The following is a 26090-nucleotide window of genomic DNA, read 5'->3' on the forward strand; positions in this document are numbered from 1 at the left end:
TATGCGCTTTAATTAACGCAAAGTCAGCTTTGATTGGATTTTCTAAAACGTAGTCTTTACCTTCATAATTCATGGTTGGTTTGCCTTCAGCAAGCAAAGTACCAAAACCTGTAGGTGTGTAGATTGGACCTAAGCCCATACCCGCCGCTTGAATACGGCAAGCCAAGTTGCCTTGCGGTACAAGTTCTAACTCGATTTTGCCTGCACGGTAGAGTTCATCGAAGACATAAGAGTCAGACTGACGAGGAAAAGAACAGATGATTTTACGTACAGCGCCTGCTTGTAACAGTTTAGCCAAGCCGTAATCACCATTACCTGCGTTGTTGTTGACGATCACTAAGTCTTTAATACCGAGTTCAATTAAGCCATCGATGAGTTCAGCAGGCTGACCTGCAGTACCAAACCCACCAATCATAATGGTTGAACCGTCTTTAATTTGGGATAAAGCTTCAACTAAAGACTGTGACGATTTATCGATCATCCAACAACTCCCTCTGTACAACATATTTTAATATTTGGGGAATCCACGATTAGCGCAATTTCAATCTGGACGGAGATTGAAATATGCAACTAAATCGCTTGGATTCCGTCACTCCATTCTTGATAAATTAAAAAGCTTGAGCTACGTTGAAAAAAGGTTTTTGTACGATTTACAGATTTTTTGTTCGATGATCGAACAATATCTTGAGTATATTGCTCAAGATTCTAAATCAGCATCAATAATTCAATTTTTAAAATAGCAAGGAAAATGCTGTGTCTACAGAATCAGACTCAAGGAACAGACAACTTCAAAATCCAGATAATAAAAAGTGGATTCGTCATGAAGACTTTATTGCAGGTATCAGCAAAGGACTTGCTATCTTGGATTGTTTTGCAAATGACCGTCACCGTTTAAATGTGACCATGGCTGCAGAAAAAACAGGGTTGACTCGAGCCGCTGCAAGACGACATTTAATGACTTTAGAATATTTAGGTTATTTAGAGTTTGATGGTCATTACTATTATTTAACACCTAAAATTTTAAAATTTTCAGGTGCATATTTAAGTGGTGCACATCTGCCTAAAATTGCTCAGCCATTGTTGAATTTACTTACTCAGCAAACCTCTCTCATTTATTCCGTGATGGTATTAGATGGCTACGAAGCTATTACGATTGCACGTAGTGCAGCGCATCAACAGACTGATCGTGTTAATCCTTATGGATTACATTTAGGTAACCGACTACCCGCTCATGCGACATCTGCAGGGAAAATTTTATTAAGTTATTTATCCAAGGAAGCACAACAAGAATGGTTGGAAAAATATCCACTCAAAGCACTCACCAAATATACGTATACCGATAATGAGAAATTTATAAAATTATTAGCAGAAGTTAGAGCTGATGAATATTGTTACTCAGCTGAAGAACATGAGTTAGGCGTACATGCTTTGGCTGTACCTATTCACAATCATCGTGCTGATGTTGTCGCAGCATTGAACATTGTGTCACCGACAGGTAAAACCAGTAAGGAATATTTAATTCAGTATATTCTGCCCTTATTACAGCAAACCTCGATTGAATTTAGACAATTTGTTTAATAAAAAAACACACCAAATTGTGGAGCAATTTGGTGTGTGCTAAAAATTAGCCAATGGATTAAGCTTGACTTCGAGGATTAACTCGCTTTTTGGAGTGGTAGTCCAACATAGTTTTCAGCAAGCGTAGTTTGCCCTGCTTCTGAACCAAGAATATAACTTAATTCAGCTTGTTTGATTTTATGCTCGAATTCGGTTTCTGCCTCAAAACGATGTAATAAATGAGTCATCCACCAAGAGAAACGCTCTGCTTTCCATACACGTTTTAAGCAATTTTCAGAATACTGCTCAATCCCCTGCTCAGAACCCGTTTGATAATATTCAATGAGAGCTTGAGAAAGATACGCAATATCAGATGCAGCGAGGTTTAAACCTTTAGCTCCTGTTGGCGGTACAATATGAGCAGCATCACCCGCCAAGAACATTTTACCAAAACGCATTGGTTCAGTGACAAAACTACGTAATGGCGCAATACTCTTCTCAATTGATGGACCAGTCACGAGCTTTTCACGGCTTTCAGGATCTAGACGATTTTTTAACTCTTCCCAAAATTGCTCATCTGACCAGTTTTCAACTTTATCCGTTAACGGTACTTGTAGATAATAGCGACTTCTCGTGTTAGAACGCATACTGCATAATGCAAATCCACGATCAGATTGCACATAAATTAGTTCATCCGCAACAGGAGGTACATCTGCCAATACCCCTAACCAGCCAAATGGATAGACTTTCTCAAAAGTTTTAATTTTGTCTTCTGGCACACTGGCACGGCACACACCATGGTACCCATCACAACCTGCGATAAAATCACATTCAACTTTAACTTGCTGACCATTATGCTCAAAAGTAACACTTGGTTGACCGTAGAAATCATGTACTTGAACGTTAGCTGATTCATAGAATGAAGTGAGTTGAGCCACTGTGCGAGCCTGCATTAAATCTTTGGTGACTTCAGTTTGGCCATATACCGTAACTTGTTTACCACCCGTCAACTGCGTTAAATCAACACGGTGCTTTTCACCATTGGTTAGAATTTCAATACCCTGATGAGGTAACCCTTTTTCACGGAGTTGCTGATCTACACCAGCTTCAGTCAATAAATCTACTGAAACTTGCTCTAAAATCCCAGCACGGATACGACTGGCAACATATTCAGCACTACGCTGTTCAATTAAAATATGATCAATACCCGCTTTATATAGCAGTTGACCGAGTAATAAACCTGCTGGACCTGAACCAATAATCGCGACTTTCGTTTTTAAAATTTCCATATTGCAAACACCCTCAATTTTTTTCCTTTTGTAAAACCTAATGAAATTCCAACTGAGGTACTAGACTTTAGCCCTAAATACGACCGAATTTAGTGACAAATGACCGATCATCGGACAAGATATCAGAATTAAAGGGTGTAAATCAGAGCAATATCATGCGCAATGAATTGATTTCAAATGCTAAAAATAAAGAAGTAATTCAATATGATGATTATATTGCAGGCCTTGCTAAAGGTTTGAATCTATTAGAGTGCTTTGGTGTTGAACGTCAAAAATTAAATGTCACCCAAATTGCTGAACGTACAGGATTGAGTCGCAGCGCAGCACGTCGATATTTAAGAACTTTAAAATTTTTAGGTTATTTAGACACAGATGAACATTTTTATTGGCTCACCTACAAAGTTTTACGCTTTTCAAGTGCTTATCTAAGCTCTGCATATTTGCCAAAAGTCGCTCAACCTATGCTGAATTTACTCAGTATTAAAACTGCACTGAGCTATTCAGTCACGGTACTCGATGAACATGAAGTAGTACCTGTTGCGAAAAGTGTTCCTCAACAGAACGAATCATCTAAAATGAGTCCGTTGGGTATTCATCTAGGGAATCGCCTTCCAGCCTACGCCACCTCAACAGGTAAAATACTACTCTCAAGATTGAGCCATGATGAACTTAATCAATGGCTTGCACAATATCCACTCAAGAGATTAACGCCTTTTACCATCATAGATCATCAAAAGTTTATAAACACCATTGCAACTGTTCAAAAACAAGACTATTGCATTTCTACAGAAGAACATGAATTGGGAATTATTGCTTTAGCTGTCCCTATTCTCAACATGCAAGGTGATACTGTAGCCGCACTCAACTGTATCGGATCCAGCCACAGAATTACAGAAACATATTTAATCCAAAATATTTTGCCCCAGCTTAAACAAGTAGCTCATGATTTGCGCGCTATTTTATAAAATTCGGAAGATTCGAATGAACTTTTAAGATTTTTTTCCTTTCTTTAACTGAGGCGTTCATTTTTTTAATCCCTAGTACTTTAGTATATTTTTCAAGTACTTCTTCGCAAATATGGATCCATTTAATCTAAAATATATCTAAGTTAATATTTTTTTGCTTGAATTTGGATCCAATAATGCTAAATTCATGCACATTGCAGACGTGTTGATTATTTCATCAATACCAGAATATGGACGGGTTCTGACTGCGATGAACACCTTAAACATTACTAGGATGACTTCTGAAGTCTGCCTACGTTTATGACATGTAATCACATGCCACACGTAGTGCTTTTCAATGAGGTCTTATTCCATGGAGAAAGTAAATGGTTCAGAACCCGCGTGAGGAAATGAATAACAAGACCATGAATGGGTTTCAGTGGTTTGTTATCGGTATCTGTATTTTATTAAATGTTATTGATGGCTTTGACGTTCTTGTCATGGCCTTTACTGCTGCATCTGTTTCTGCCGAGTGGGGACTGACTGGCGCTGAACTTGGTGCACTATTAAGTGCTGGCTTATTTGGTATGGGTGCTGGCTCACTATTTCTTGCACCTTGGGCTGACAAAATCGGTCGCCGCCCACTCATCTTACTTTGCCTACTTATCTCTGGAGTAAGTATGGTTGCAGCATCATTTGCTCAGACTGCAATGCAACTTGGCATGATGCGTTTTGTGACTGGTTTAGGCATCGGCGGTATTCTCGCAAGTAGTAATGTTATTGCAAGTGAGTACGCATCTCTGCGTTGGAGAAGTCTCGCAGTCAGCTTACAATGTACAGGTTACGCGATTGGTGCAACCGTTGGTGGGATTATTGCTATTGCACTTATCAGCAATTTCGGATGGCGTGCAGTCTTCTTAACAGGTGGTCTAGCGACTTTATTCATGTTGGTCGTGTCTTATTTCACCTTACCAGAATCACTTGATTACCTTTTGGTTAAACAGCCAAAAAATGCTCTAGAACGTATTAATGTTTTAGCAAAGAAAATCAATATTACCCCATTACAGCAACTTCCTACGGTTACTATGACCAGCGAACAAGCAAAGAGTGGTTTGGCACGTTTGTTCAGCCCTAAATTGGCGCTTCAAACGATTTGTATCTGGTTTAGCTTCTTCTTCGTTATGTTTGGTTTCTACTTCGTCATGAGTTGGACACCAAAAATCTTGTCTGCAAATGGGATGACCACTGAACAAGGTGTAACAGCAGGTGTCCTGATTAGTGCTGGCGGTATGTTTGGTGCTGCGCTGTTAGGTCTGATTAGTTCACGTATCCGTATTTACTATGTTCAAGCGGCTTTCCTTGCCTTAACTGCAATCTTGATCTGGTTATTTGTGAACAGCACTGGTTCACTCATGATCGCATTCATTCTTGCTTTATTCCTTGGCATGATGTCAAACGGATGTGTCGCAGGTCTATATGCGATGTCTCCTGCAATCTATGATGCTGATGTTCGTGCGACTGGTGTAGGTTATGCGATTGGTTTTGGTCGTGTAGGCGGTATTTTGTCTCCACTGGTAGCAGGTGCTTTCCTCGACAGTGGTATCTCATCACTTGTACTTTACGGTTATTATGCATTGGCATTCGTTGCAGCCATTATCATGGTATTAAGCATTTCAAAACTCAAAAATAAAGAAACTGCACAATTGCATTTCCAACAACCAACATCTGCATAATCATTTTTTTAATACTTTAGAGCTAGACAAGACGTCTAGCTCCACTTTTCATATAGGGACAATAATGAGATTTTCTTCAATCTTTTTAGGGGTAATTGCGTCTGGATTTCTATCAACAACGCAAGCAAATTCATTTATAGATGATTCATCAGTCAATCTAACAGCTCGCAATTTTTATTTTGATCGCTCATATACACAAGATGAATCAGGTAAAGCTCAGAAAGACTGGGCTCAAGGTTTTATCTTTAAAGCTAATTCAGGCTATACACCAGGTACCGTAGGACTAGGTTTAGACATTATGGCACTGGCCGGTTTTAATCTTTTAGGCAGTGATGCCGACGATTATGCAGCTTCGGGATTACTACCAAGCAGTCCATCAGGTAAAGCTGATCAGTATGGAGAAATTCGCTGGACGGTAAAAGCGAAAGTGGGAAAATCGACTTTACATGGGGGTACGCTCGCACCAATGTTCCCTGTTTTGTTCTCATCACCAGCTCGCTTATTCCAGCAAAATTATCGAGGTACACATCTTCAAATCAATGAAGTAGATAATTTGAAAATTCATGCCCTGTATGTGGATCGTGTGAATCAACGTGATTCAACAGATTATGAAAAAATTAAAGTTGGCAATCCTAATAAGCGATTTAAGACTGCTGCCGAATCATCTGGCTTACACATGCTTGGTGCTGAATATAAATTTAACGATCAAATTAGTGCGCAACTCTTTCATGCCAACCTTCATGATGTTTATCACCAAAATTTCATTGGTGCAAAAAGCAAACATGATATAGGTATTGGGCATTTATTAGGGGATGTACGCCTGTTTGTGAGTGAAGACTCAGGTCAAGCTCGTGCAGGACATATTGAAAATCAACATTTGAGCGGTATTTTTGGGCTTAACCGTAACAATCATACTTTCAGTTTGGGCTATATGCAGTCTTTTGGTGATACAGCTCTTCCGACCTTAGCGGGTTCAGAGCCAGCAGTGTTCTTAGATAGTATGAGTGCTGATTTCACCAACATTAATGAAAAAGTCTATCACGCACGCTATGACTATGACTTTAAAGACACTTCATTGAAAGGTCTAAAGTTTATGACTCGTTATAGTAAAGGCGATGATATTGAAATTCGTAACACCGACAATCAGACGTTTGAACAAGATGCTCTTGATTTCGAGCTCAGCTATCGTGTTCCAACGGGTAAACTCGAAGGTTTAAATATTCGTACACGTTATAGTCGCTACCGTAACGATATCCCACCAGTAGGTATGGCATTTAAGTCGGATGACGAAATGCGTGTCAACATTGATTACACTTGGAAATTTAAATAAAACAAAGTTAAAGGGAGTTCAACGGAACTCCCTTTAACACAAATACCTTTCATTGATCACAGCTCATATTTTAATTTCACATCCGTTTCACAAGATTGCCAGTAGATTAAAAATAAGAATAAATTAGTGGATTGAGATCATGAAACACGTCAAAAAAATTGTGGCTGCGACATTGAGCCTTCCTCTACTCTTTTTATCAGGCTGTGCAAGCATCCCAAGTTACTCTGATGATTATGCTCAAGCAAGATCGACAGTTCAAGGCATCACCATGACGCCTGCCAAAGCTCAAGATATAGGAGTTCGTTTTACCAGTGCATTCAATACTTTAGGTACACCTGAATTCACTTACCGAGCAAGCAATCTGTATGCTGACAGTTTATATATCAATGACACACTTTCACAATTTAGTAAGCGTGAAAATCTAGTCGAACATTTCAAAGGTATGAATAACCGTGTCAGTAATGTTTCAGTCAAATTGCTAAACACATCACATTTTGACGACTCAGCCTATGTGCATTGGCGTATGGCATATGATTTTAAAATCTTCGGCACGACTCGAAGCATGGAATCACATGGAATTAGTGAAATAAAACTCAATGAGCAAGACAAAATTGTGTTCCAGCAAGACTTTTGGGACCCAGCTGATGGCTTATTTCGCTCACTACCATATGCTGGAGGGTTATACGCATGGTTATTACCTTTCAAAAAATCGCAATAATGGCCCTCTCTGCTTTGAGTCTATTCTTCTTACCACTCGCGCATGCACAAAGTGTGCGTGAGTGTGGTCAAGGAGACCTCAAAGTCAGACAAAAAAATGTCGGTAAAGCAACTTATTTCGCTCAAAATTGTCAAAGCACTTGGAAGAATCAAGATATTCGCATGGACTTTGCTTATACTCAAAATATTCCAGAATGGGCTTTTAAAAAGGCTGCAACGCACTTTCTCAAACGAAATATCAAACAAGCCAATACGTTGAAACAGCTTGACCAGATCACACAATTGTACCAACCCGTTCGGTCTGGTGATATTTACAGTCTAAGCTATAACCATACGACCCAGACTTTAACCTTAAGTCTAAATCAAAAAATTTTGGGTAAAATTCAATACATGAATGCCAATGATTATTTTAATATTTGGCTGGGTTCATCTCCATTTAGTGATACTTTAAAAAAGCAATTATTGGACTAATCGTGTCGCCATGACTAAACATTTTATTTTAATGGTCGAAGATCATTACGAACTTGCTTCAACATTATGTGAATTTTTAGAAGAGCATAATTTTGTGGTTGATCATGCGCGTAATTTGGATGTGGCACGTCAACTGCTTAAACAACATCCTTATCATATTCTACTGTTAGATATTAATTTACCTGACGGTACAGGTTATGACCTGTGTGAATGGCTTCGCAACGAACAGGGACTCGACCTCCCAGTACTGATGCTGACTGCTCGTGATACTTTGGATGATAAATTAAAAGGTTTCCGAGCTGGTACAGATGATTATTTAGTGAAACCATTTGATTTTAATGAATTGGTTTATCGTGTTCGTGCACTGATCAAACGCTCATTAGGAGAAGTATCTAACAGCCAAATTAAAATTCACGATCTCACATTAGACCCTGCTTTACAGCAAATCACACGTGCAGGTCAAATGATCGAACTGCCACCTATTCAATTCAAACTTTTAAAATTACTCATGCGAAACTCACCTAAAGTGCTCACTAAACAGGAGATCATGCTTGAGTTATGGGGGGATGAAGAACCAGAAAGCGATGCGCTCAGAAGCCATATCTATAATTTAAGAAAAATGGTCGATAAGCCCTTTGAACAAAAATTAATACACACCGTTTCAGGGGTAGGTCTAAAGATCGCAGTTGAATAAAACTAGTTACTACTGAATTCACACTTCAGATCAAATTCCCCCAAATACACTATTTTGGAGGCTGATCATTCAAGTAAACGACCACAATCAGTCCTGAACTGAGTGACAAGTCAACTTTTGGATGAGTCATCAAATAGTATTCACGATCAAATAACTCTACTCTCCAGCCAAGTTGTTTACATAATTTTTGAACCAGTTGTAGCCCGATACCATGACCTTTGATATCGAGTTGCAGCTGCTGATTCGTTAATTCTTGCACTTTAGAGTTATTCGGTAAATCAATCCCGATCCCATTATCTGCGACCAACACTTTATTTTTTTCGAGAATAACATTAATGCTTGTACCTTGAGAGTAATTCAATGCATTTCTTAAAATATTGCTGAATACCATTTTCGTCATCGATGGATATAAATGACGTTTGACCTCATCAACTTCGATGTTTAAATCGATACTCATTCCTTTAGCCAAACTGACACTATTCAAGTCGCTCACAACATCTTGAAGCAGTTCTGATAAGCGTGTTTTTTCACTTTGTAAATTGCTTGTGGTATTTCGAGCAATGGCCAAAAGTGTATCGACCAATAACTGCATATCTTCAATTGTGTTTTGCAATCGAGTAAAGGATTTGTTATCACCATAACGGGCCTGACAAAGTTGTACATTGCCCTTCAATATTGTGAGCGGTGTTCGAAGTTCATGACTAACATCGCCAGTAAACTCTCTTTCACGCTGAATGAATTCGCTTAGAACTTGATGATATTTTTCAAGTGCTTGCTTGAGATATTCAGCCTCCAAATTAGAATCTGTTTTAATTTCTTTAAATGGTGATGCTCGATTATTCTGATGTTCCCAATCGATATGTTCGAGTGCATTGGCTAAGCGTGTGATGGGCGAAAAATAGCGGCGTGCACGGCGATTCCACCACCACAGCACACTGTATAGCAAAAATAAGCTGACCATGAGTGGCGCTAAACCAAACAGCCAAATAAGCTTATTAACATTACTTTCACCAAACACTAAAAAAACGTGTTCACCATTGCGTGTCCCATAAACCGTCATCCGGTCTTTACCATCGATATAGTGTCGATGTACACCCGATTGGAGTTTTAAATTACGAAATTCAGAGGGGGCTAACTCGTCATCGGACCAACGATATCCATATAAATTTTTAGTGTCGGGTAAAGCAGCTTCTGGATTACGCTCCATACGCTGCCAGTAATGCTCCATCTCCTGTTCGAGCGCTGTGGTCAGCAATGTTCCTTTAATGACCCAAGCACTGCAACCAATCCCAATCACAATAGACAAGGCAATAAGACCAATTTGTAGCCAATAATAGCGGTTAAACACCTCACCCAAAGGATGATCGCGTTTATCCCTAAATAGCCTCATCATGGACATGTACCCTCTTCACCTTATCGCTAAGCTTAGTTTGAACTTCAAACAGCTCGCTTCTTAAACAAATAATGGCCAATCACCCACTCACGACCTTTGTCATAACCAAACAGTTCTGCACAAGCCATGAAAAAGATTCTCCAACGTTGCCACCAGATTTCCGCATCTTGACCATAAGTTTGCTTAAATAGTGGTTTAAGTAAGTCCTTTTTTTGGTCCATATTATTTAACCATGCATTGGCTGTATGTTCATACTGTTGTCCAGACCATTGCCATTGGTTTTCTAACTGTAAATGATCCTGAAAGTGCAGGAAAGTCGAAACAGCAGGCATTAAACCGCCTGTAAAAAAATATTTAGACATCCAGTCATAATCATTTTTAACTTCAAATGGATAGTGAATAAATCGATGGCAGAAAATATGACACCACAATAAACCATCTGCTTTGAGCCATTGGCTAATATTGGCAAATAATCGCTGATAGTTTCGAACATGCTCAAACATTTCAACGGATACAACACGATCAAAAGAGTTTTGCTCCAACTCGAGTTGATTTACATCACAGGTGATGACTGTCAAATTGTTAAATTGCTTTTCTTTGGCTTGTTGTTGAATGTGAAGACGTTGAGTATTGGAGTTTGATACTACCGTAATGTTGGCATTTGGATAATGCTCTGCCATATACAAACTGAGTGATCCCCAACCACAGCCTATTTCTAAGATGTCCTGACCATCTTGTAATTGCGCACGTTCACAGTAGACCTGCAGGGCATTTTCCTCAGCTTGATCTAAACTGGTTTTAGCATCATGGAATAAACTGGCACTGTACTTTAAACGCTTGCCCAACACGGCCTGAAAGAATGCTGTAGGCAATTCATAATGTTGTTCATTTGCCTTGTCTGTATCAATCGCGATTTCACTTTTTTTCAAGTCTCTTAATACATCCATATAACGCTGTGAAGCGAATACAGGGTCAAAACGACCTTCTTGCTCAAGACGTTTTTTGCAAAGTGCTTGGATACCAAGACGAATAACTTGATCTGGAACTTTGCCACTTTCAATGAGTTTTAACGATTGTTGAACGATTGAATCCATGTAATTACCTACTTTTTCGGTGGCCAAGGAAGAAACATTGATGTTTTTTGTTGGTACATCTTGTAGTTTGCACCACGATTTTTGAGCGCTTGCTGTTCACTAAATGGAATACCCGTGATGTAGTACAAAAAGAGCCACATCAACACCGGATAGATCCACAACCAAGGCGTTCCCGCCGCTATACCTAAGATTGGATAAGCAAACCAATGTATCCATTCAAAAAAGTAATTCGGATGGCGTGAATATTTCCATAACCCTTGATCCATCGTTTTGCCACGATTATTCGGGTTCAATTTAAATTGATACAACTGATGATCTGCGAGTGCCTCACCAATAAATGCAACCAGCATGATTAATCCTGAAATCAGCAGCAGCAGTTCTGTCGAGTTACTCCACTGCATCGCAGGTATACTGAGCAATTTGATCATTGGATATGAGAATAAGGAGATCAACCCAGCCTGAAATAGAAAAAAGAGAAGAAAACCTAAATGTTGAAAGTCTCCCATCGCACGGCGCATATTGGCATAACGCGTGTCCTCAGCATCTTCTCGGATATATCTTCTGAATAAATGCCATGCTAAACGGAGAAACCAAAGACTACTGGCGATCGCTAGAAAAATGCGAACAGATGTAGGGGCTTCATTCATTACATTTGCTGCGATGAGGACATTTAAAGCTATTCCAAAGCTCCAAATGACATCGACCAAACCTGCACGATGATTAAATGTCACCCAAATCCATGCACAAAGCATCAGGAAAACATTCATCACAAATAAATTGAGCAACATCGAGATGTCCTCTCACTGATTTAGTATGGACTTGCTTCAAACAATAAATGCACATCACTAATGACGCCTTCGAGAAAACCTCCTTCGCAATAACATAAATAAAAATCCCACATGCGAATAAAGTTTTCATCAAAGCCCAGTGCTAAAACTTGCTCACGCTGTTGTAGAAAACGTTCACGCCAGCAGTGAATCGTTTGTGCATAACTTAAACCAATATCTTCAAGATGCTTTAGACGTAATTTTTGTTCTGATGCAACGTTGGTCATCACGCTGATACAAGGAATAAAACTACCTGGGAAAATGTATCTTTTGATGTAATCGACCGTACTCAATGCCTTTTCATATCGCGCATCTTCAATGGTGATGGCTTGAATAAGCGCCAAACCATTAGGTTTTAACAGCTGTCTACACTTTTCAAAATATGTCGATAGATATTGAGCACCAACGGCTTCAATCATTTCAATTGAAACCAATTTATCGAATTTACCTTCAAGTAAACGATAATCTTTTAATTTAACTTCAACACGATGAGACAGACCCGCAGCGTCAATTCTAGCTTTAGCTTCGTCATATTGAGCTTGAGAAATGGTAATAGTAGTCACTTTACAACCATAGTTTTGCGCAGCATAGATCGCAAAACCACCCCATCCACTGCCAATTTCAACCAAATGATCCATCGGTTGAAGTTTCAATTTTTGGCATATGATTTCTTTTTTATAATCGGATGCTTGTTCCAAAGTCATAGATTGATCTTTGAATACCGCGCTGGAGTACATCATGCTCGGATCAAGAAATAACTTAAAAAAGTCATTACTTAAATCATAATGCTCAGCAATATTTTTGCGACTACCTTCCAATGAGTTTTTACGCGATGCATACCAAGTTTTGAGCAAGAGTTGACTCGCCTTTGCTAAGGCACTTTGGTTCATACGATCTAAAATATCGCGATTTCTCGCAAGAATTCGCACAATCTTCACTAAATCTGGTGTCGTCCAATATCCTTGAATGAAACCTTCAGCTGCACCAAGAACCCCCTGACGAAAAAGTAGATCCATCAACTTTGCATCATGGACCTCAATCACTGCGTCTAGATCACTCACCTCACCGACTGAACCCTCCCAAATCCCTTTAAAATGAATTTGGCCGTGTTTTAATTTCAGTAAATGACGTAATACCAACGGTAGTGAAGATTGCTCTCCCATTAACAATGATTTCATATCACAGCTTATCCTTCGTTTTATTGGGATGCCGATAAAATGGAACTCTATTTATCCAAAGCTTAAAGGCATGATAATAAATACCTGCAACCATCTTGATCGGCTCAAATAGTTTAAAAACAGCATAGCGATGAAGTTGTGAAGGAAGTGTGATGGGAGTTAACTCAAAACGCATTGATGCATCGAATTGTAATTTTTCCTCTTTAAACAATTGCATAAGCACATAATTTTGTTTTTCAGCCAAACTAAACGTCCATTGATACTTCAGATCCATTGGCATGAAGGGTGACACGTGAAAAGCTTTGTCAAACTGGAAGTGGAAGCTCGTATATTCGGAATGCTGCTCCCCCCCGGTGCGACAATCGTGAACATATACCTGTCTTTCTAACCAGGGTGTATTGGTGATTTCACTGAGAATGAACTGTAATTTTTGCTGGGCATTAAATAGAAAATAAAAAACCACCGAATTAAATCTGAAGCCAAGCGTGCGCGGCAAAGCCAACACCCGAATTTCAGCGAGCTCCGTAGGCTCTTCTAAAGTATGCTCTTCCAACACATGCAGAGCCTTCTCTCGAATCGTGCCTTGATAGTTTGCCAAGAAGTCATCAGAATCTAGGCTCAGAAAGTTCCATTTTTTCGTTGACCAAAGTATCGAAGTTTGCGCGAAGTGTTTGAGCTGTTCTGGATCAAACCACAAATACGTCAGCTGACTCTGAAAAGCATAAGGCTTAGGCAAGTAACGGCGATGACGAATGTCAGCAACTGCAATTGCAAGTGGATACAGCTGCATAAGTACTCCTAAGCGGCTTGATTCGATGAATTTAATAAGGCTTCAACCACCCATGACGCACTTCTTGCACCATCTTCATGGAAGCCCCATCCCCAATAAGCACCACAAAAATAGGTCCGATTTAAACCGTTTATTTCAGACCATCTTGACTGAGCTGCAATGGATTCCGCATTAAATACAGGATGACGATAGTGACGCTGAACCCAGACTTTGTTTGGATCTAAATCAAAATTCGGATTTAATGTCGCAAAAATCTGAGTTTCACATTTCAAATTTTGTAGCTGATTCATCCAATAACTAAATCCATAATGGACACTACTTTGCTGAAATGGAGTGACTTGACCCGCTCTATTCGGTGTGACATGCACATGCCAACTTGCCCACTGACGTTTTGATTTTGGCATAATGCTGGTATCTGAATGCAACACCATATGATTGTCTTGATACTGAAATTTTTCTAATATTTCTGATTCTTTAAACGTTGGTTCAGCGAGCAACTTCAATGTGTCATCTGCATGACTTGCAAATACTACCCAATCAAACCGTTCAACTCCCTCCCCCGTTTCAATACTCACGTCATTTGCTGAGCGCTTAACTGACTTCACTTCTACTTTTTTAAACTGAATATGCTTTGCTTGAGTTTGAATTGCACGGATATATTTAGAAGACCCGCCTTTTACGGTTAACCATTGTGGTCGATCTTTGAGTTGCAACATACGATGATGTTGAAAAAAACTGACTACAAATTTATATGGAATCTGACCTGCTTGCTCCACTGGGCATGACCATAATGCACCGCACATCGGATAGAGATGCTCTTGCCTAAACGCATCCGAGTATCCATGCTCGTTAAGATATTGCTCAATAGTGTAATGCGGGTCGGTCTCATCCACATCAAGATCTTTATTTGCTGCATAAAATCTGAATAAATCTGACAGCATCGCTCTAAAGCGGGTCTTTAAAAAATTCTGTGGTTTGAACAATAATGAGAATTTCTTGGAAGGGTTATATTGCAATCCTGTGACCTGATTATTAACTGAAAACCCCATATCGCTGCTTTGAGCTTGTACACCAAGCTCCTTCAACATCTCACAAAATAAAGGATAGTTGTGTTCATTAAAAACAATGAATCCGCTATCCACTGCAACTTGCTCACCATCGATCTTTAATTGATGAGTATCAGTATGTCCCCCAAAATAATTATTCTTTTCAAATACGGTCACCTCATGCAACTTACTCAACTTCCAAGCTGCATAAAGTCCTGAAATACCCGATCCAATAATTGCAATTTTCATCTTGATTCCTTTGACTGAACTTGAGAATGTTGGAGTTTTGCCTTTTTCGAACGCGTAATTTTACTTGCTTCATAGACTCGAGCTGGTATGGGTTTCATTCCCCAAACCAAGCCGAACCATGACATAAATTTTAAGATGTAATAGGTCACATCGATCTGCCACCAATAGAACCCTTGGCGCGTACTTCCTGCATAAAAATGATGATTGTTGTGCCAGCCTTCACCAAGTGTAATTAGAGATAAAAATAAGTTGTTGCGACTATGATCATTCGTCTCAAAATCTCGGCTTCCATAATGGTGAGCCAGTGAGTTAATGCACAATGTGGCATGAATAAGCAGAACAGTTGAAATTGCGCCTCCCCATACCAATAACTGTAAACCACTGGTTCCCCAATGCGGCCACATCCAAGCAGCCCATTCCCCAAGACCATAAATTCCGATAGCCGTTATTAAGACGATCATCAAACTAAAACGATCTAACCAAATCAGCTCCGGAAACTTCAGCCAATCTTTAATGACACTTTTACGCGTTGAAAAATTATATTCATTTAAAAACCAACCAACATGGCTATACCAAAATCCATGCGTTGATGAATGTGGGTCTTGAGGAGTATCTGTATAACGATGATGATATCGATGATGTGCTGCCCACCATAATGGTCCACGCTGCGCACTCATTGTGCCAATTAAAATAAAGATAAATTGCAGCCATCTCGAAGTCTGAAAAGTTTTGTGTGACAAATAACGATGAAAAAAAGCCGTGATTGCGAACATGCGAATAAAATAAAAAAACAACATAAATGCAAAAGCAAACCAAGAAAATCCGACCCAAAACACTGCCAGACAAGCAAGATGCAGTAGGATAAAAGGAATTATTCTGAGCCATTGAATCTGTTTACTCTCAGAGGTCAATGCATCATGTGGTACGCTTACGGACCAACTATCCAGCCATTGCATGAGGCTTTTCAACATACAGTCATCCCAAACTAAGCAATCGATCTTTATGATTTAAATAAAGTGTAGTTCTTGATATATGAAGTTTATGTGAAGCACACGCTGTATCTTGAATTTCACGCTGAATCATTGAATTTAATATTAATTTAATTTCATCATATAAACTTAACTCACCCTCATTTTGACTACACAAATGCTGATCAATGAGCACTTCAACCCCTTTTATACCCTCGTTGAGTTACATGACTACACACTGATAAGCCAAACCAAAAAGGTATGTATCTCGATTCAACAAAATAATCATAGGCAAACCTATTGAATCTCGATATAAACTATAGGGAGAAATAAAAAAACCAAGAATATTGATGAAAAAGTTGAGACAACGATGTCTGAAACGAATGTAGAAACTGTATCGGATTCTAAACGCGACCCTGATTTAAGAATGGTGCAAATCAATCAAAATTATGTTGCTTGTGAAGAGTGCGATACGCTCTTTCGTAAATCCGATTTATATAAGAATGAACGTGCCTATTGTTCGGCTTGCGGTTCCGAGCTCTATCGTAAAATTCCAAAATTTAACACACTGTTGGCCTTAGTCTGTACTGCATTAATTATCTTTGCGATTGCCAATAGTTTTTCAATTGTCAAAGTTGAACTCCAAGGCATTTATTCAGAAACCACATTATTGGGTGCGGCTTGGGCAATGTTCGAGGCTGATCGTGCTTTTGTAGGCTTTCTTATTCTGATGACCACTTTTGTTGTCCCTTTGGCCTACTTACTTCTGATGGGATATATTCTTTTGATGGCAATGTTCAATAAAAATGTTATTGCAACCCAACAGTATGCATCACTTAAACTCGCATTACGGTCACTATTTCAACTGAGAGCTTGGGGAATGGTTGAAGTCTTTCTGATTGGCGTTTTGGTCACCTTGGTGAAATTAGTGGGGATGGTGGTTGTGATTCCTGGAATTGCCTTATGGGCATTTGCCATTTTAAGTGTTTTGTTGGTCTATTTAGTATCAATCAAAATCAAGGATCTATGGAGCGTAATTGATGGAAATCAAATCTCATGACCATTACTTCCACTCATACGAATCAACCCGATCAGATGAAGCATTCGCCACACCCTATGCAGAAATCTGTCTCATTAGAAACGCTTGCACCGCGTGCAATTGATCTTGAGCTCACACTTTGTCATTGCTGTGGAACACTCAACCGCATGACGTCCTTGTCTGCCATGGAACAAGCACGAAAATCCCGCTGTACTCGTTGTGATAGCCCATTACATACCCGTAAAACCCGAAGTTTAGAACGAACTCTAGCTTATTTAATTGCAGCAAGTATTCTTTATATACCAGCTAATGTTTTACCGATGACGATTACAGAATCTATTCTTGGTCGTCAACAAGACACTATTATGAGTGGAGTCATCTATTTCTGGAAAAGTGGTGACTATTTCGTTTCGTCCGTTATTTTTATTGCCAGTATATTTATTCCACTACTGAAATTGGTCATCCTTGCTCTCCTGCTCAGTGCTGTACATTTACAAGCCTCAAAAAAAATTCACCTCTCACCGAAGCATTGCTCGATCATGTATAGAGTCGTGGAGTTTATTGGCCGTTGGTCAATGATTGATGTTTTCGTTGTCGCCATGCTAGCAGCACTAATCCAAATTCAATCATTGGCAACTATTTTAGCAGGCACAGGTGCAGTCGCTTTTGGTGCAGTTGTGGTTTTGACCATGTTAGCCTCACTGAGTTTTGATCCTAGAATCATTTGGGACAACTATTACGTTTCAATTCTGAGTCAGCATGAAAAAAAAAATGACGCTACAGAACATTGAGATTTACATAAAACCCTTTCACTTCTTGCTTGATCTTCATATGATGAAGCGTACAAACAACAACCACATTACGATTTAATAAGATCAATAACTATGTCAGAAAACCAATCGAGTAATGGTCATCCTCATGATGAACAAGTTCTGAGTCAGGTCGGTGTACCTGATAAGAAACGTAGCAAATGGAAACCTTCTCTCATTTGGATTATTCCAATTGTGGCATTACTCATTGCATTTTCATTAGCTCTCAAGGCGTATTTGAATACTGGTCCTGTTATTGAGGTTTCTTTTAGGACTGCAGAAGGCATTGAAGCTGGCAAAACTACAGTTCGTTATCGTCAAGTTAATGTAGGTCTAGTGCGTGAAATTGACCTTTCGGAAGATCGGTCTCATATCATTGCTAAAATTGAACTTCGGAAAGATGCCAGTAATTTTGCTACGGAAGATTCACGTTTTTGGGTAGTGAGACCACGTATTGGTGCAAGTGGGGTTTCAGGTATCGATACTTTACTTTCTGGCGCATATATTGAAGTAGATGGCGGTAAATCAGATGTCAAAACCACTTCATTTAAAGGGCTAGAAACTCCACCCGTCGTGACTTCCGATGTTCCTGGAAAAATCTTTTTCTTAAAGGCACAAGATTTAGGTTCGCTCGATTTCGGCTCACCTATTTATTATCGAAGAATCAACGTTGGACAAGTAACCTCTTACCAACTGGCTGATGATGGAAAAAGCGTTGAACTTCAAACTTTCATTAAGTCACCTTATGACAAATTTGTCACCACAGATGCGCGTTTCTGGCAAGCCAGTGGTGTAGATGTCAATTTGAATGCTTCGGGCTTTAGTTTAAACACACAATCTTTGGCAAGCATCATTTCGGGAGGGATCGCATTTGGTTATCCTGAAAATTCTGATGCAGCTCCTGCTCCGAATAAAATGAAATTTGAATTATTTGACTCTGAAAAGCTTGCGCTTAAAGAGCCTGATCTTAATCCAAGACGGATCGTAATGTATTTCAATGAGTCATTGCGAGGTTTATCAGTAGGAGCTCCAATTGATTTCATGGGTGTCGAAGTCGGTACTGTGAAAAAAATCAACACTGAGTTCTACAATAATCACTCGCAAATTCGAATGCGTGTTGATGCTGAAGTTTATCCTTCACGTATTGCTGGTGGTCATGAGTTGGACCCGCAAGGTACAGTATTCAAACAATTTGTTGAGCGTGGTTGGCGAGCTCAAATGCGGACTGGCAATTTACTTACAGGTCAAAACTACATTAGCTTTGATCTTTTCCCTAAAGCTAAATATGCCACTGCAATCCGTCGAAATGATGGTGTAGTTGAAGTTCCAACAACTCCTACAGAATTAAAAGGCCTTCAAGCACAAGTGTCCCAAATCGCCGATAATGTATCTAAATTTCCATTGGTTGAAATTGGTCAGGACGTTCGTCAAACCTTGGCAAACTTAGATAAAACTATACGATCTTCAAAAAGTTTGGTCGATCAACTGGATGGCAAAGTTGCGCCTAATTTACAAGCCACTTTGGATGATGTTCGTAAAACAGTTCAGTCTTCTGAAACCATCTTGGCAAGTGATGCACCATTACAACAAGATCTACGTCGTGCTTTACAACAAATTACCCGTGCCGCAGCTTCATTGCAGTTAATGGCAGATCAAATAGAACAAAATCCTGAGTCATTGATTCGTGGAAAAACAGCGGAGCCGAAGAAAGATGACAGAGAATAAATTATTGAAATCTCAGCAACGCTGCTACCTAAAAGTCCTTTCAAGCTTGAGTGTTGGTTTGTTTGCACTCATCGTCAGTGGGTGCTCTTCATCCCCTACGCCTAAGTTCTATTCATTGAGCACTCAAACGCTAACATCATCTTCGTCAAATCTAAAAGTGAGGATGATTGAGGTGCTTCCTGTTGGATTATCCGATCGTTTAAACCGAATTCCATTGGTAATTCAACAAGAAAATGGGCAGGCTAAAGTATTGTTCGATGATCGTTGGACATCTACTTTATCGGCTGAATTGAGAGATGCTGTTTCTGCGCGTTTACAGCAAACATTAGGTGCAGTGGATCGTTATAATAGTGGTATGACTGGTGGACAAGCAGCTTATCGAATTGCCTTAGATTTTTCTAACTTTGATTTCATCGAAAAATCAAATCAGCAACGCTTTATGCTCATGAATGCGACTTGGACTTTAAGATATGATGATCCTAATCGCCCCTTATCCATACCCAAAAACGCTCAAACATTACCTCAACGTCATCAACTCAGTTGTCGGATGAGTTTTTATGAAGAAATTCCACAAAAAAATAAAGACTTAAACACTTTAGTCACTGTTTCGCAAAAAGCCATTGATCAACTTTCAATCAGTATTGCAAGTTCAGTCAAGCACTTAGAAAATAGGAATCAGCCGATTACTGGTGGGGTATGTAGTTAATTTTCATAAAAACTTGAGATTTCTTTTGAATCTGTTTTGAATACAGCAAAGCTCTGAGTTGTATTTAAAACATCTATCTTTGATAAATTGGTATATAATTTTTTAGATAAAGACATTCAACAATAGAATTCTTTCATAATTCATTTTTATGCAGTTCCATGTTATAGATTCCAGCAATTTAATTGAATCTTAAACCTAGTCTTTTGACTCGATTACGATATCGCGCCGCAAGGACTTTGAAGGCTTTCAAACTGCCGAATACATGTTCAATCCCAATTCTTCTTTTATTGATTTCTCAATTGTAAACTTTTAGCTCGGGATCTAGTTTGCAGCATCTCTTTGCTTTTAGAGGCAATGAGCTATTTGGATACATTGCATAGATTCCATGATAGCCTTCATCTGCATGAATAAAAGCACCTTTAGGAATCGGATTCAAGTTGCGTTTGAAAAGCTCGAAATCATGTACAGCACCACGACTCGTGCATAAACTCAGAAATTGCTGTGTTCTATAATAGATAATGGCTTGAACTTTAAATGTATGTGCCTTCTTCTTGCCACTATAGCTTTTCTTCTGTTTTTTAGGTCTTTGTGTTGGAGTTTCTGTGGCATCTACGATCACCACGTTCCAGTCGATACCTTCGCCTTCAGGCAGACTCTCGGGTAAATTAAATAGATTGGACTTGATCAGGCAATCATCTACATCGTGGAAGATTTGTGAAGCAGTAGGCTCTGACACGCCAATAGCTCAGACGGAGTAAAGCCTGATTTTCTTCACTTAACTTGGATAGTCTACCTTTAGCAGGCACAAGCATTTTTAGTAGTTCAACCATTAAATCAATGGTTGACTATAAGATGCCTGTGTATCGCTTGAAATGTGTATCAAAAAGTTTCTTTCAGTTGATGATTTTAGTCCGCAAATTATGTATGGATTTTTAAATTTTTCGGTACAAATAATCAGCAAGAGATAGATCGTTTTGTGATTTATGAAACAGATCTATCATCGATCGTGATTTTCAAACAGCGAAAACATTTAATAACTGTGCAACTACGCTAAGCGGGGTATTTAAATTGGCTGTTAAGCATAATCTGATTTCTCCAAATCCTATGTATACAATTAAGAATCGTAAGGTTCAGGCAGAAATACCTGCCCCCTTCACACGTAAGGAGATGGAAGCCTTACTAGCTTGGCTCGACAAAAGCTTACATGATGAGGATAAATTTTGTCGCTAGTATTTTGAATTTGCTTTTTGGACAGGCTGTAGACCTTCAGAAATGATTGCGCTCAGAAAAAGTGTTATTGACTGGTTCAATGGCACATTCAAAGTTAACAAAAGTCATGTACGTGGTTTAGAAAAGAAAGTGACCAAAACACATACTTCTCGTGAGGCCTATTTGAATGAACGCTTGACTTTGGCTTTAAAAGCTTTGCTTCAATTTAAAAAGGATCAAGGCTACCAAACAGATTATGTAATGCTATGTCCCAAGATGAAGGAATCATTATTTAATGAAAAACCACCGAGAGAGCGTCTTGTAGAAGCAATGAAATCGTGTTCTATACGTCATCGCCCTGCATACAATGCGAGACATACTTATGTGATGATGTTGCTCATGGATGTCTAAATCCAATGTTTGTCTCTGATCAACTTAGGCATAGCTTACACATGCTGATCAAACGCTATTTTAAATGGTTGCATGAATATAGAACTGGCAAGAAATTACGAAACTCAGCGTGGCAAGTGCAGCTTAAAAACTTCGAAATCAAAATCACCTGGAGTGAAAATGTGGCAAATATGTAGCAATAAAAAAGCCACTTAAAAAAGTGGCTGATTTATAACAAGAATTTTGGTGGAGATGGCGGGAGTCGAACCCGCGTCCGCAAGCACTACACTCGAGATTACTACATGCTTAGATATCGTCTATTGTTTTAACCCTCAAAGACCCGACGAACAGGGTTAAGAGAGCGATCCTTTAAGTTTAGTACAACACCCCAAGGCTTGATGTTATACGGACTTGTGTGCGTGCGCTTCAGTCGGGATCTCTAACCACAAGTATTCAGAGATGCGGACAAGCTGCCCTTAGGCAGCTAGAGCGTAAGATTCGTCGTTTGCGACTATTTAAAATGCAAATTTTATTTACGAGAGAAAATGCGCTCTCGGCATGCATCTATGAGTTTCATCACCAGCGTCGAAGCCAGGAACATCCCCAAAGTACAACGCAATCATAGCATAAAAGTTTGAAAATACGACCTCTAATTTCACAACAATTACACATACACATGCGCTTATTTCAATAATTGAGATAAAATCCCTTTTTTCAAGTTCAAAATTGCATATTTTATGAGTTATTTACTTGCACTGGATCAAGGGACGACGTCAAGTCGTGCGATCATTTTTGATGAACATGGAAACGTTCATGCAACAGCTCAAAGAGAAACTAAAATACGAACCCCAAAGTCAGGCTGGGTAGAGCAAAATGCACAAGAGATTTGGAGCTCACAAATCGCAGTGGTACAGCAAGCAATTGCTGATGCGCGATTACTGCCTAAAGATATCAAAGCTTTAGGCCTAACCAATCAACGCGAAACGACAGTGATTTGGGATAAAAAAACTGGTGAACCTCTAGCCCCTGCGATTATTTGGCAAGATCGCAGAGCGAGTGATTGGTGTAATTCCCTCATTCAACAAGACTTACAAACCAAGATAAATTTCACCACAGGACTCCGCATTGATCCTTATTTCAGTGCTGGAAAATTAGTGTGGTTACTTGAAAATATTAATGGTTTAAGAGCTCGTGCGGAACAAGGCGAAGTGGCTTTTGGCACCATTGATAGTTGGTTAGTTTGGAATCTCACTCAAGGTGCTGAACATGTAATTGAAGTCTCTAATGCTTCAAGAACCATGTTAATGAATTTGCATACTCAGCAATGGGACGACGAGTTACTCGCACTATTTAACATCCCAAAAGCAATACTACCCAAAATCGTAGCCTCTGATTGCCATATTGCCAATACAGCCAAAGGTCTATTAGGTGCAGAAATTCCAATTACAGGGATTCTAGGTGATCAACAATCAGCGTTATTTGGTCAATCATGTTTTGACGTAGGCTCAGCTAAAAACACCTATGGTACTGGCTGCTTTATGTTATTCAATACAGGTGATCAAATTCAACTGAGTCAAAATCAACTCCTCTCCACTTTAGCTTGGCAATGCGAAGAACACACCTCGTATGCGCTTGAAGGTAGTGTTTTTATGGCTGGTGCAATTGTACAATGGTTACGTGATGGACTTGGAATTATTCAAAGTAGCCAAGAAGTTGAACAATTGGCGTGTCAAGTTAACAGTACCGATGGTGTCGTACTTGTTCCTGCCTTTACAGGCTTAGGAGCACCTCATTGGGATACGGATGCCCGCGCATTATTATGCGGTATGTCTAGAGGGACAAATAAAGCACATATTGCGCGAGCAGCTCTCGAATCAATCGCATTTCAAGTCGCTGACGTTTTGAATGCCATGCAATCTGATATTCGAAACCCTTTAAAAGAATTACGTGTAGATGGTGGTGCGAGTCAAAATGATATGCTAATGCAATTTCAAGCCGACTTACTGAATGTTCCTGTGTTAAGACCGCAACTTTTGGAGTCAACGGCTTGGGGAGCTGCGGCAATGGCAGGTTTAACTGCAGGTGTATTTAAAAATCCGTCTGATATTGCGGCATCATGGAAATTGGAAAAAGCCTTTGAGCCAACAATGTCTGAAGATCAACGTCAATTTCATTTACATCAATGGAATAGTGCGTTAAAACGTTCAAGATCAGATGTTTAGTATAAAAAACCGCCTACAAGGGCGGTTTTTTTATAAGAGATACATAGATTTTTCAATATGCGTATGAAGCAATACCTGTTGCAATTGCTTTACCTTCATCATTCACCATATTCATGCGCATCGTACAACCTTTACGACCCATGCGTAGGACTTCAGCAGTGGCAATAAAATACTTTCCGCGCCCTGGTGATAAATAATCCACTCGCATATCCACTGTTGCTAAACGTGAAACTTTCTTTAAAGTTTCAGGCAGCATATCAGGCTCTGCACGCTTGTAAAGCTCGCCCATTGCAACAATCCCGCCAATACTATCGAGTAATGTTGCCGCTACACCGCCATGCAAAATTTGGAAAGAAATATTACCAATGAGATTAGGTTTCATCTCAATATAACCTTGGATTTCACCTTCTACGACACGCATTTTCATTTCGTTGTAAGCGAAATAAGGAGAGGTATTAAATACTTGAGTGAGTTGATTTAATACCACTTCAAGATCTGGTTTAGCACCTAAATGGAGGTTACCCATCCATTTTTTTTGGGAATCGTTCATACAAAACTCAAATTAACATCATGAGAAAAAACCATCAGCATTTTCCCAAAAACCGCCTTAAGGGGGCTACAATTAGACCCAAGTAAAATACCAAACATCGAGATTGTGATGACTTATACGTTTAATCGCCCTGCTTTTCCTGCAACACGCATGCGCCGTATTCGAAAAAATGACAAACTCAGAGCGATGGTGAGAGAAACACATCTTTCTGCTGAACATCTCATTTATCCGGTATTTGTTCTACCAGGTCAAAATCAAACCCAAGAAATACCTAGTATGCCAAATATTCACCGTCTTTCAGCTGATTTGTTGTTAAACAAAGCTGAAAAACTTTTAGAATTAGGTGTATCTAAATTAGCTTTATTCCCAGTTACCCCACAAGAAGACAAAAGTTTAACTGCTGAAGCAGCATGGAGAGATGATGGTTTAGTTCAAAGCACTGTCCGTCTTCTAAAAAAAGAATTACCAGAAATGGTACTCATCACTGATGGCGCTTTAGACCCTTATACAACACACGGTCAGGATGGCATCATCGATGAAACAGGTTATGTCCTGAATGATGAAACTGTTGAGTGTCTGATTAAACAAGGTTTAAGCCATGCAGAAGCAGGAGCCGATGTTTTCGCACCGAGTGATATGATGGATGGTCGTATTGCTGCGATTCGTCAAGCATTTGAAGCAAATGGTCATATTTATACCAATATCATGGCTTATTCTGCCAAATATGCATCAAGCTTCTATGGTCCTTTCCGTGATGCAGTGGGTTCAGCATCTAATTTAAAAGGTGGTAATAAGTATAACTACCAAATGGATGTAGGAAACCGAGCTGAAGCTCTTCACGAAATTGCACTAGATATTCAAGAAGGTGCAGACATGGTGATCGTAAAACCAGGGATGCCATATCTAGATATTGTACGTGAAGTTAAAGACACATTTGGCATTCCAACATTTGTTTATCAAGTGAGTGGTGAATATGCCATGTTGGCAGCAGCAATCCAAAACGGCTGGCTTTCTGAAAGTGTGATTTTAGAATCATTGATGAGCTGTCGTCGTGCTGGTGCAGATGGAATTTGGACCTATTTTGCTGAAGATGCTGCAAAAATGCTTAAAGATCTGTAATACACTATTGAATCAAAAGCGCTTTTACATAAAGCGCTTTT

At 39.4% G+C, this 26090-nt stretch carries 25 protein-coding genes, 1 other RNA gene and 1 pseudogene; 14 read left to right on the forward strand and 13 right to left on the reverse strand.

Annotated elements, in window-relative coordinates; genetic code table 11:
- Window positions 1–481, reverse strand: a 481-nt coding sequence (locus AC1M9F_RS12745; protein WP_481597952.1) for a 3-oxoacid CoA-transferase subunit A, incomplete at its 3' end; no start/stop codon positions are given.
- Window positions 482–753: 272 nt separating this feature from the next.
- On the opposite strand from AC1M9F_RS12745, the gene pcaU reads away from it, so the two are divergent.
- Window positions 754–1578, forward strand: coding sequence for an IclR family transcriptional regulator PcaU (gene pcaU, locus AC1M9F_RS12750; protein WP_481597953.1), 825 nt, complete (start codon window positions 754–756; stop codon window positions 1576–1578).
- Between the two features lie 77 nt (window positions 1579–1655).
- On the opposite strand, the gene pobA is transcribed toward pcaU, so the two are convergent.
- Window positions 1656–2846 carry a 4-hydroxybenzoate 3-monooxygenase gene (pobA, locus tag AC1M9F_RS12755; RefSeq protein ID WP_481597954.1) on the reverse strand — a complete coding sequence of 397 codons (1191 nt, stop codon included), beginning with the start codon at window positions 2844–2846 and terminating at the stop codon, window positions 1656–1658.
- 155 nt (window positions 2847–3001) lie between these two features.
- On the opposite strand from pobA, the gene AC1M9F_RS12760 reads away from it, so the two are divergent.
- The 6 genes from AC1M9F_RS12760 (at window position 3002) to AC1M9F_RS12785 (ending at window position 8735) form a co-directional block, all read left to right on the forward strand.
- A complete protein-coding gene (locus tag AC1M9F_RS12760; RefSeq protein ID WP_180000496.1) occupies window positions 3002–3811 on the forward strand; it encodes an IclR family transcriptional regulator domain-containing protein in 810 nt (269 codons plus the stop codon).
- A 365-nt stretch (window positions 3812–4176) separates the two neighbouring features.
- Window positions 4177–5523 carry an MFS transporter gene (locus AC1M9F_RS12765; RefSeq protein WP_481594067.1) on the forward strand — a complete coding sequence of 449 codons (1347 nt, stop codon included), beginning with the start codon at window positions 4177–4179 and terminating at the stop codon, window positions 5521–5523.
- Window positions 5524–5587: 64 nt separating this feature from the next.
- Complete coding sequence (locus tag AC1M9F_RS12770; protein WP_481597955.1) at window positions 5588–6853, forward strand: OprD family outer membrane porin; 1266 nt, start codon at window positions 5588–5590, stop codon at window positions 6851–6853.
- Between the two features lie 139 nt (window positions 6854–6992).
- Window positions 6993–7571: a nuclear transport factor 2 family protein gene (locus tag AC1M9F_RS12775; RefSeq protein ID WP_481597956.1), complete on the forward strand. Its 579-nt coding sequence runs from the start codon at window positions 6993–6995 to the stop codon at window positions 7569–7571.
- A complete protein-coding gene (locus AC1M9F_RS12780) occupies window positions 7541–8041 on the forward strand; it encodes a chalcone isomerase family protein (protein ID WP_481597957.1) in 501 nt (166 codons plus the stop codon). The genes AC1M9F_RS12775 and AC1M9F_RS12780 overlap by 31 nt, the downstream gene beginning before the upstream one ends.
- A gap of 10 nt (window positions 8042–8051) precedes the next feature.
- Window positions 8052–8735: a response regulator transcription factor gene (locus tag AC1M9F_RS12785; protein WP_092768268.1), complete on the forward strand. Its 684-nt coding sequence runs from the start codon at window positions 8052–8054 to the stop codon at window positions 8733–8735.
- A gap of 49 nt (window positions 8736–8784) precedes the next feature.
- On the opposite strand, the gene AC1M9F_RS12790 is transcribed toward AC1M9F_RS12785, so the two are convergent.
- Genes AC1M9F_RS12790 through AC1M9F_RS12820 form a run of 7 tightly spaced genes read right to left on the reverse strand, consistent with a single transcriptional unit; the run spans window position 8785 to window position 16283 of the window.
- Window positions 8785–10128 carry a sensor histidine kinase gene (locus tag AC1M9F_RS12790; RefSeq protein WP_481591954.1) on the reverse strand — a complete coding sequence of 448 codons (1344 nt, stop codon included), beginning with the start codon at window positions 10126–10128 and terminating at the stop codon, window positions 8785–8787.
- Between the two features lie 44 nt (window positions 10129–10172).
- Window positions 10173–11222, reverse strand: coding sequence for an SAM-dependent methyltransferase (locus AC1M9F_RS12795; RefSeq protein WP_180028022.1), 1050 nt, complete (start codon window positions 11220–11222; stop codon window positions 10173–10175).
- Window positions 11223–11230: 8 nt separating this feature from the next.
- The gene (locus tag AC1M9F_RS12800) at window positions 11231–12010 is read right to left on the reverse strand and encodes a DUF1295 domain-containing protein (RefSeq protein ID WP_481596545.1); all 780 of its coding nucleotides are present in this window, start codon (window positions 12008–12010) and stop codon (window positions 11231–11233) included.
- A 20-nt stretch (window positions 12011–12030) separates the two neighbouring features.
- Window positions 12031–13227 (reverse strand): SAM-dependent methyltransferase, encoded by a 1197-nt coding sequence (locus tag AC1M9F_RS12805; protein WP_035269391.1) that lies wholly within the window; start codon window positions 13225–13227, stop codon window positions 12031–12033.
- 1 nt (window position 13228) lies between these two features.
- Window positions 13229–14017 (reverse strand): DUF1365 domain-containing protein, encoded by a 789-nt coding sequence (locus tag AC1M9F_RS12810; RefSeq protein WP_481597958.1) that lies wholly within the window; start codon window positions 14015–14017, stop codon window positions 13229–13231.
- Window positions 14018–14025: 8 nt separating this feature from the next.
- Window positions 14026–15312 carry an NAD(P)/FAD-dependent oxidoreductase gene (locus AC1M9F_RS12815; protein WP_481597959.1) on the reverse strand — a complete coding sequence of 429 codons (1287 nt, stop codon included), beginning with the start codon at window positions 15310–15312 and terminating at the stop codon, window positions 14026–14028.
- On the reverse strand, window positions 15309–16283 hold the full coding sequence (locus AC1M9F_RS12820) for an acyl-CoA desaturase (RefSeq protein ID WP_481597960.1): 975 nt from the start codon (window positions 16281–16283) through the stop codon (window positions 15309–15311). The genes AC1M9F_RS12815 and AC1M9F_RS12820 overlap by 4 nt, the downstream gene beginning before the upstream one ends.
- A gap of 424 nt (window positions 16284–16707) precedes the next feature.
- On the opposite strand from AC1M9F_RS12820, the gene AC1M9F_RS12825 reads away from it, so the two are divergent.
- The 4 genes from AC1M9F_RS12825 to AC1M9F_RS12840 all read left to right on the forward strand — a co-directional run bounded on the left by AC1M9F_RS12825 (window position 16708) and on the right by AC1M9F_RS12840 (window position 20559).
- Window positions 16708–17340, forward strand: coding sequence for a paraquat-inducible protein A (locus AC1M9F_RS12825; protein ID WP_481597977.1), 633 nt, complete (start codon window positions 16708–16710; stop codon window positions 17338–17340).
- 35 nt (window positions 17341–17375) lie between these two features.
- The gene (locus AC1M9F_RS12830) at window positions 17376–18110 is read left to right on the forward strand and encodes a paraquat-inducible protein A (RefSeq protein ID WP_481590812.1); all 735 of its coding nucleotides are present in this window, start codon (window positions 17376–17378) and stop codon (window positions 18108–18110) included.
- A 93-nt stretch (window positions 18111–18203) separates the two neighbouring features.
- On the forward strand, window positions 18204–19853 hold the full coding sequence (locus AC1M9F_RS12835; RefSeq protein ID WP_481589476.1) for a PqiB family protein: 1650 nt from the start codon (window positions 18204–18206) through the stop codon (window positions 19851–19853).
- A complete protein-coding gene (locus AC1M9F_RS12840) occupies window positions 19840–20559 on the forward strand; it encodes a PqiC family protein (RefSeq protein WP_081403296.1) in 720 nt (239 codons plus the stop codon). The genes AC1M9F_RS12835 and AC1M9F_RS12840 overlap by 14 nt, the downstream gene beginning before the upstream one ends.
- A gap of 178 nt (window positions 20560–20737) precedes the next feature.
- Here AC1M9F_RS12840 and AC1M9F_RS12845 read toward each other — a convergent pair whose 3' ends face one another.
- Both AC1M9F_RS12845 and AC1M9F_RS12850 read right to left on the reverse strand, forming a co-directional pair.
- Entirely contained in the window at window positions 20738–20851 is a 114-nt protein-coding gene (locus tag AC1M9F_RS12845; protein WP_416224330.1) for a hypothetical protein, read from the reverse strand.
- Between the two features lie 3 nt (window positions 20852–20854).
- Entirely contained in the window at window positions 20855–21295 is a 441-nt protein-coding gene (locus AC1M9F_RS12850) for a transposase (RefSeq protein WP_481590774.1), read from the reverse strand.
- 260 nt (window positions 21296–21555) lie between these two features.
- Here AC1M9F_RS12850 and AC1M9F_RS12855 point away from each other — a divergent pair.
- Window positions 21556–22306: pseudogene (locus AC1M9F_RS12855) on the forward strand (tyrosine-type recombinase/integrase); the annotation flags it as partial.
- 96 nt (window positions 22307–22402) lie between these two features.
- On the opposite strand, the gene ssrA reads toward AC1M9F_RS12855, so the two are convergent.
- Window positions 22403–22763, reverse strand: a transfer-messenger RNA (tmRNA) gene (gene ssrA / locus AC1M9F_RS12860).
- A gap of 132 nt (window positions 22764–22895) precedes the next feature.
- Here ssrA and glpK point away from each other — a divergent pair.
- Window positions 22896–24380, forward strand: coding sequence for a glycerol kinase GlpK (glpK, locus tag AC1M9F_RS12865; RefSeq protein ID WP_481597961.1), 1485 nt, complete (start codon window positions 22896–22898; stop codon window positions 24378–24380).
- Window positions 24381–24432: 52 nt separating this feature from the next.
- Here glpK and AC1M9F_RS12870 read toward each other — a convergent pair whose 3' ends face one another.
- Window positions 24433–24930 (reverse strand): thioesterase family protein, encoded by a 498-nt coding sequence (locus tag AC1M9F_RS12870; protein ID WP_180028745.1) that lies wholly within the window; start codon window positions 24928–24930, stop codon window positions 24433–24435.
- 108 nt (window positions 24931–25038) lie between these two features.
- On the opposite strand from AC1M9F_RS12870, the gene hemB reads away from it, so the two are divergent.
- On the forward strand, window positions 25039–26049 hold the full coding sequence (hemB, locus tag AC1M9F_RS12875) for a porphobilinogen synthase (protein ID WP_180000234.1): 1011 nt from the start codon (window positions 25039–25041) through the stop codon (window positions 26047–26049).
- Window positions 26050–26090: the final 41 nt, after the last annotated feature.

Source organism: Acinetobacter sp. ANC_7504, from assembly GCF_056779995.1.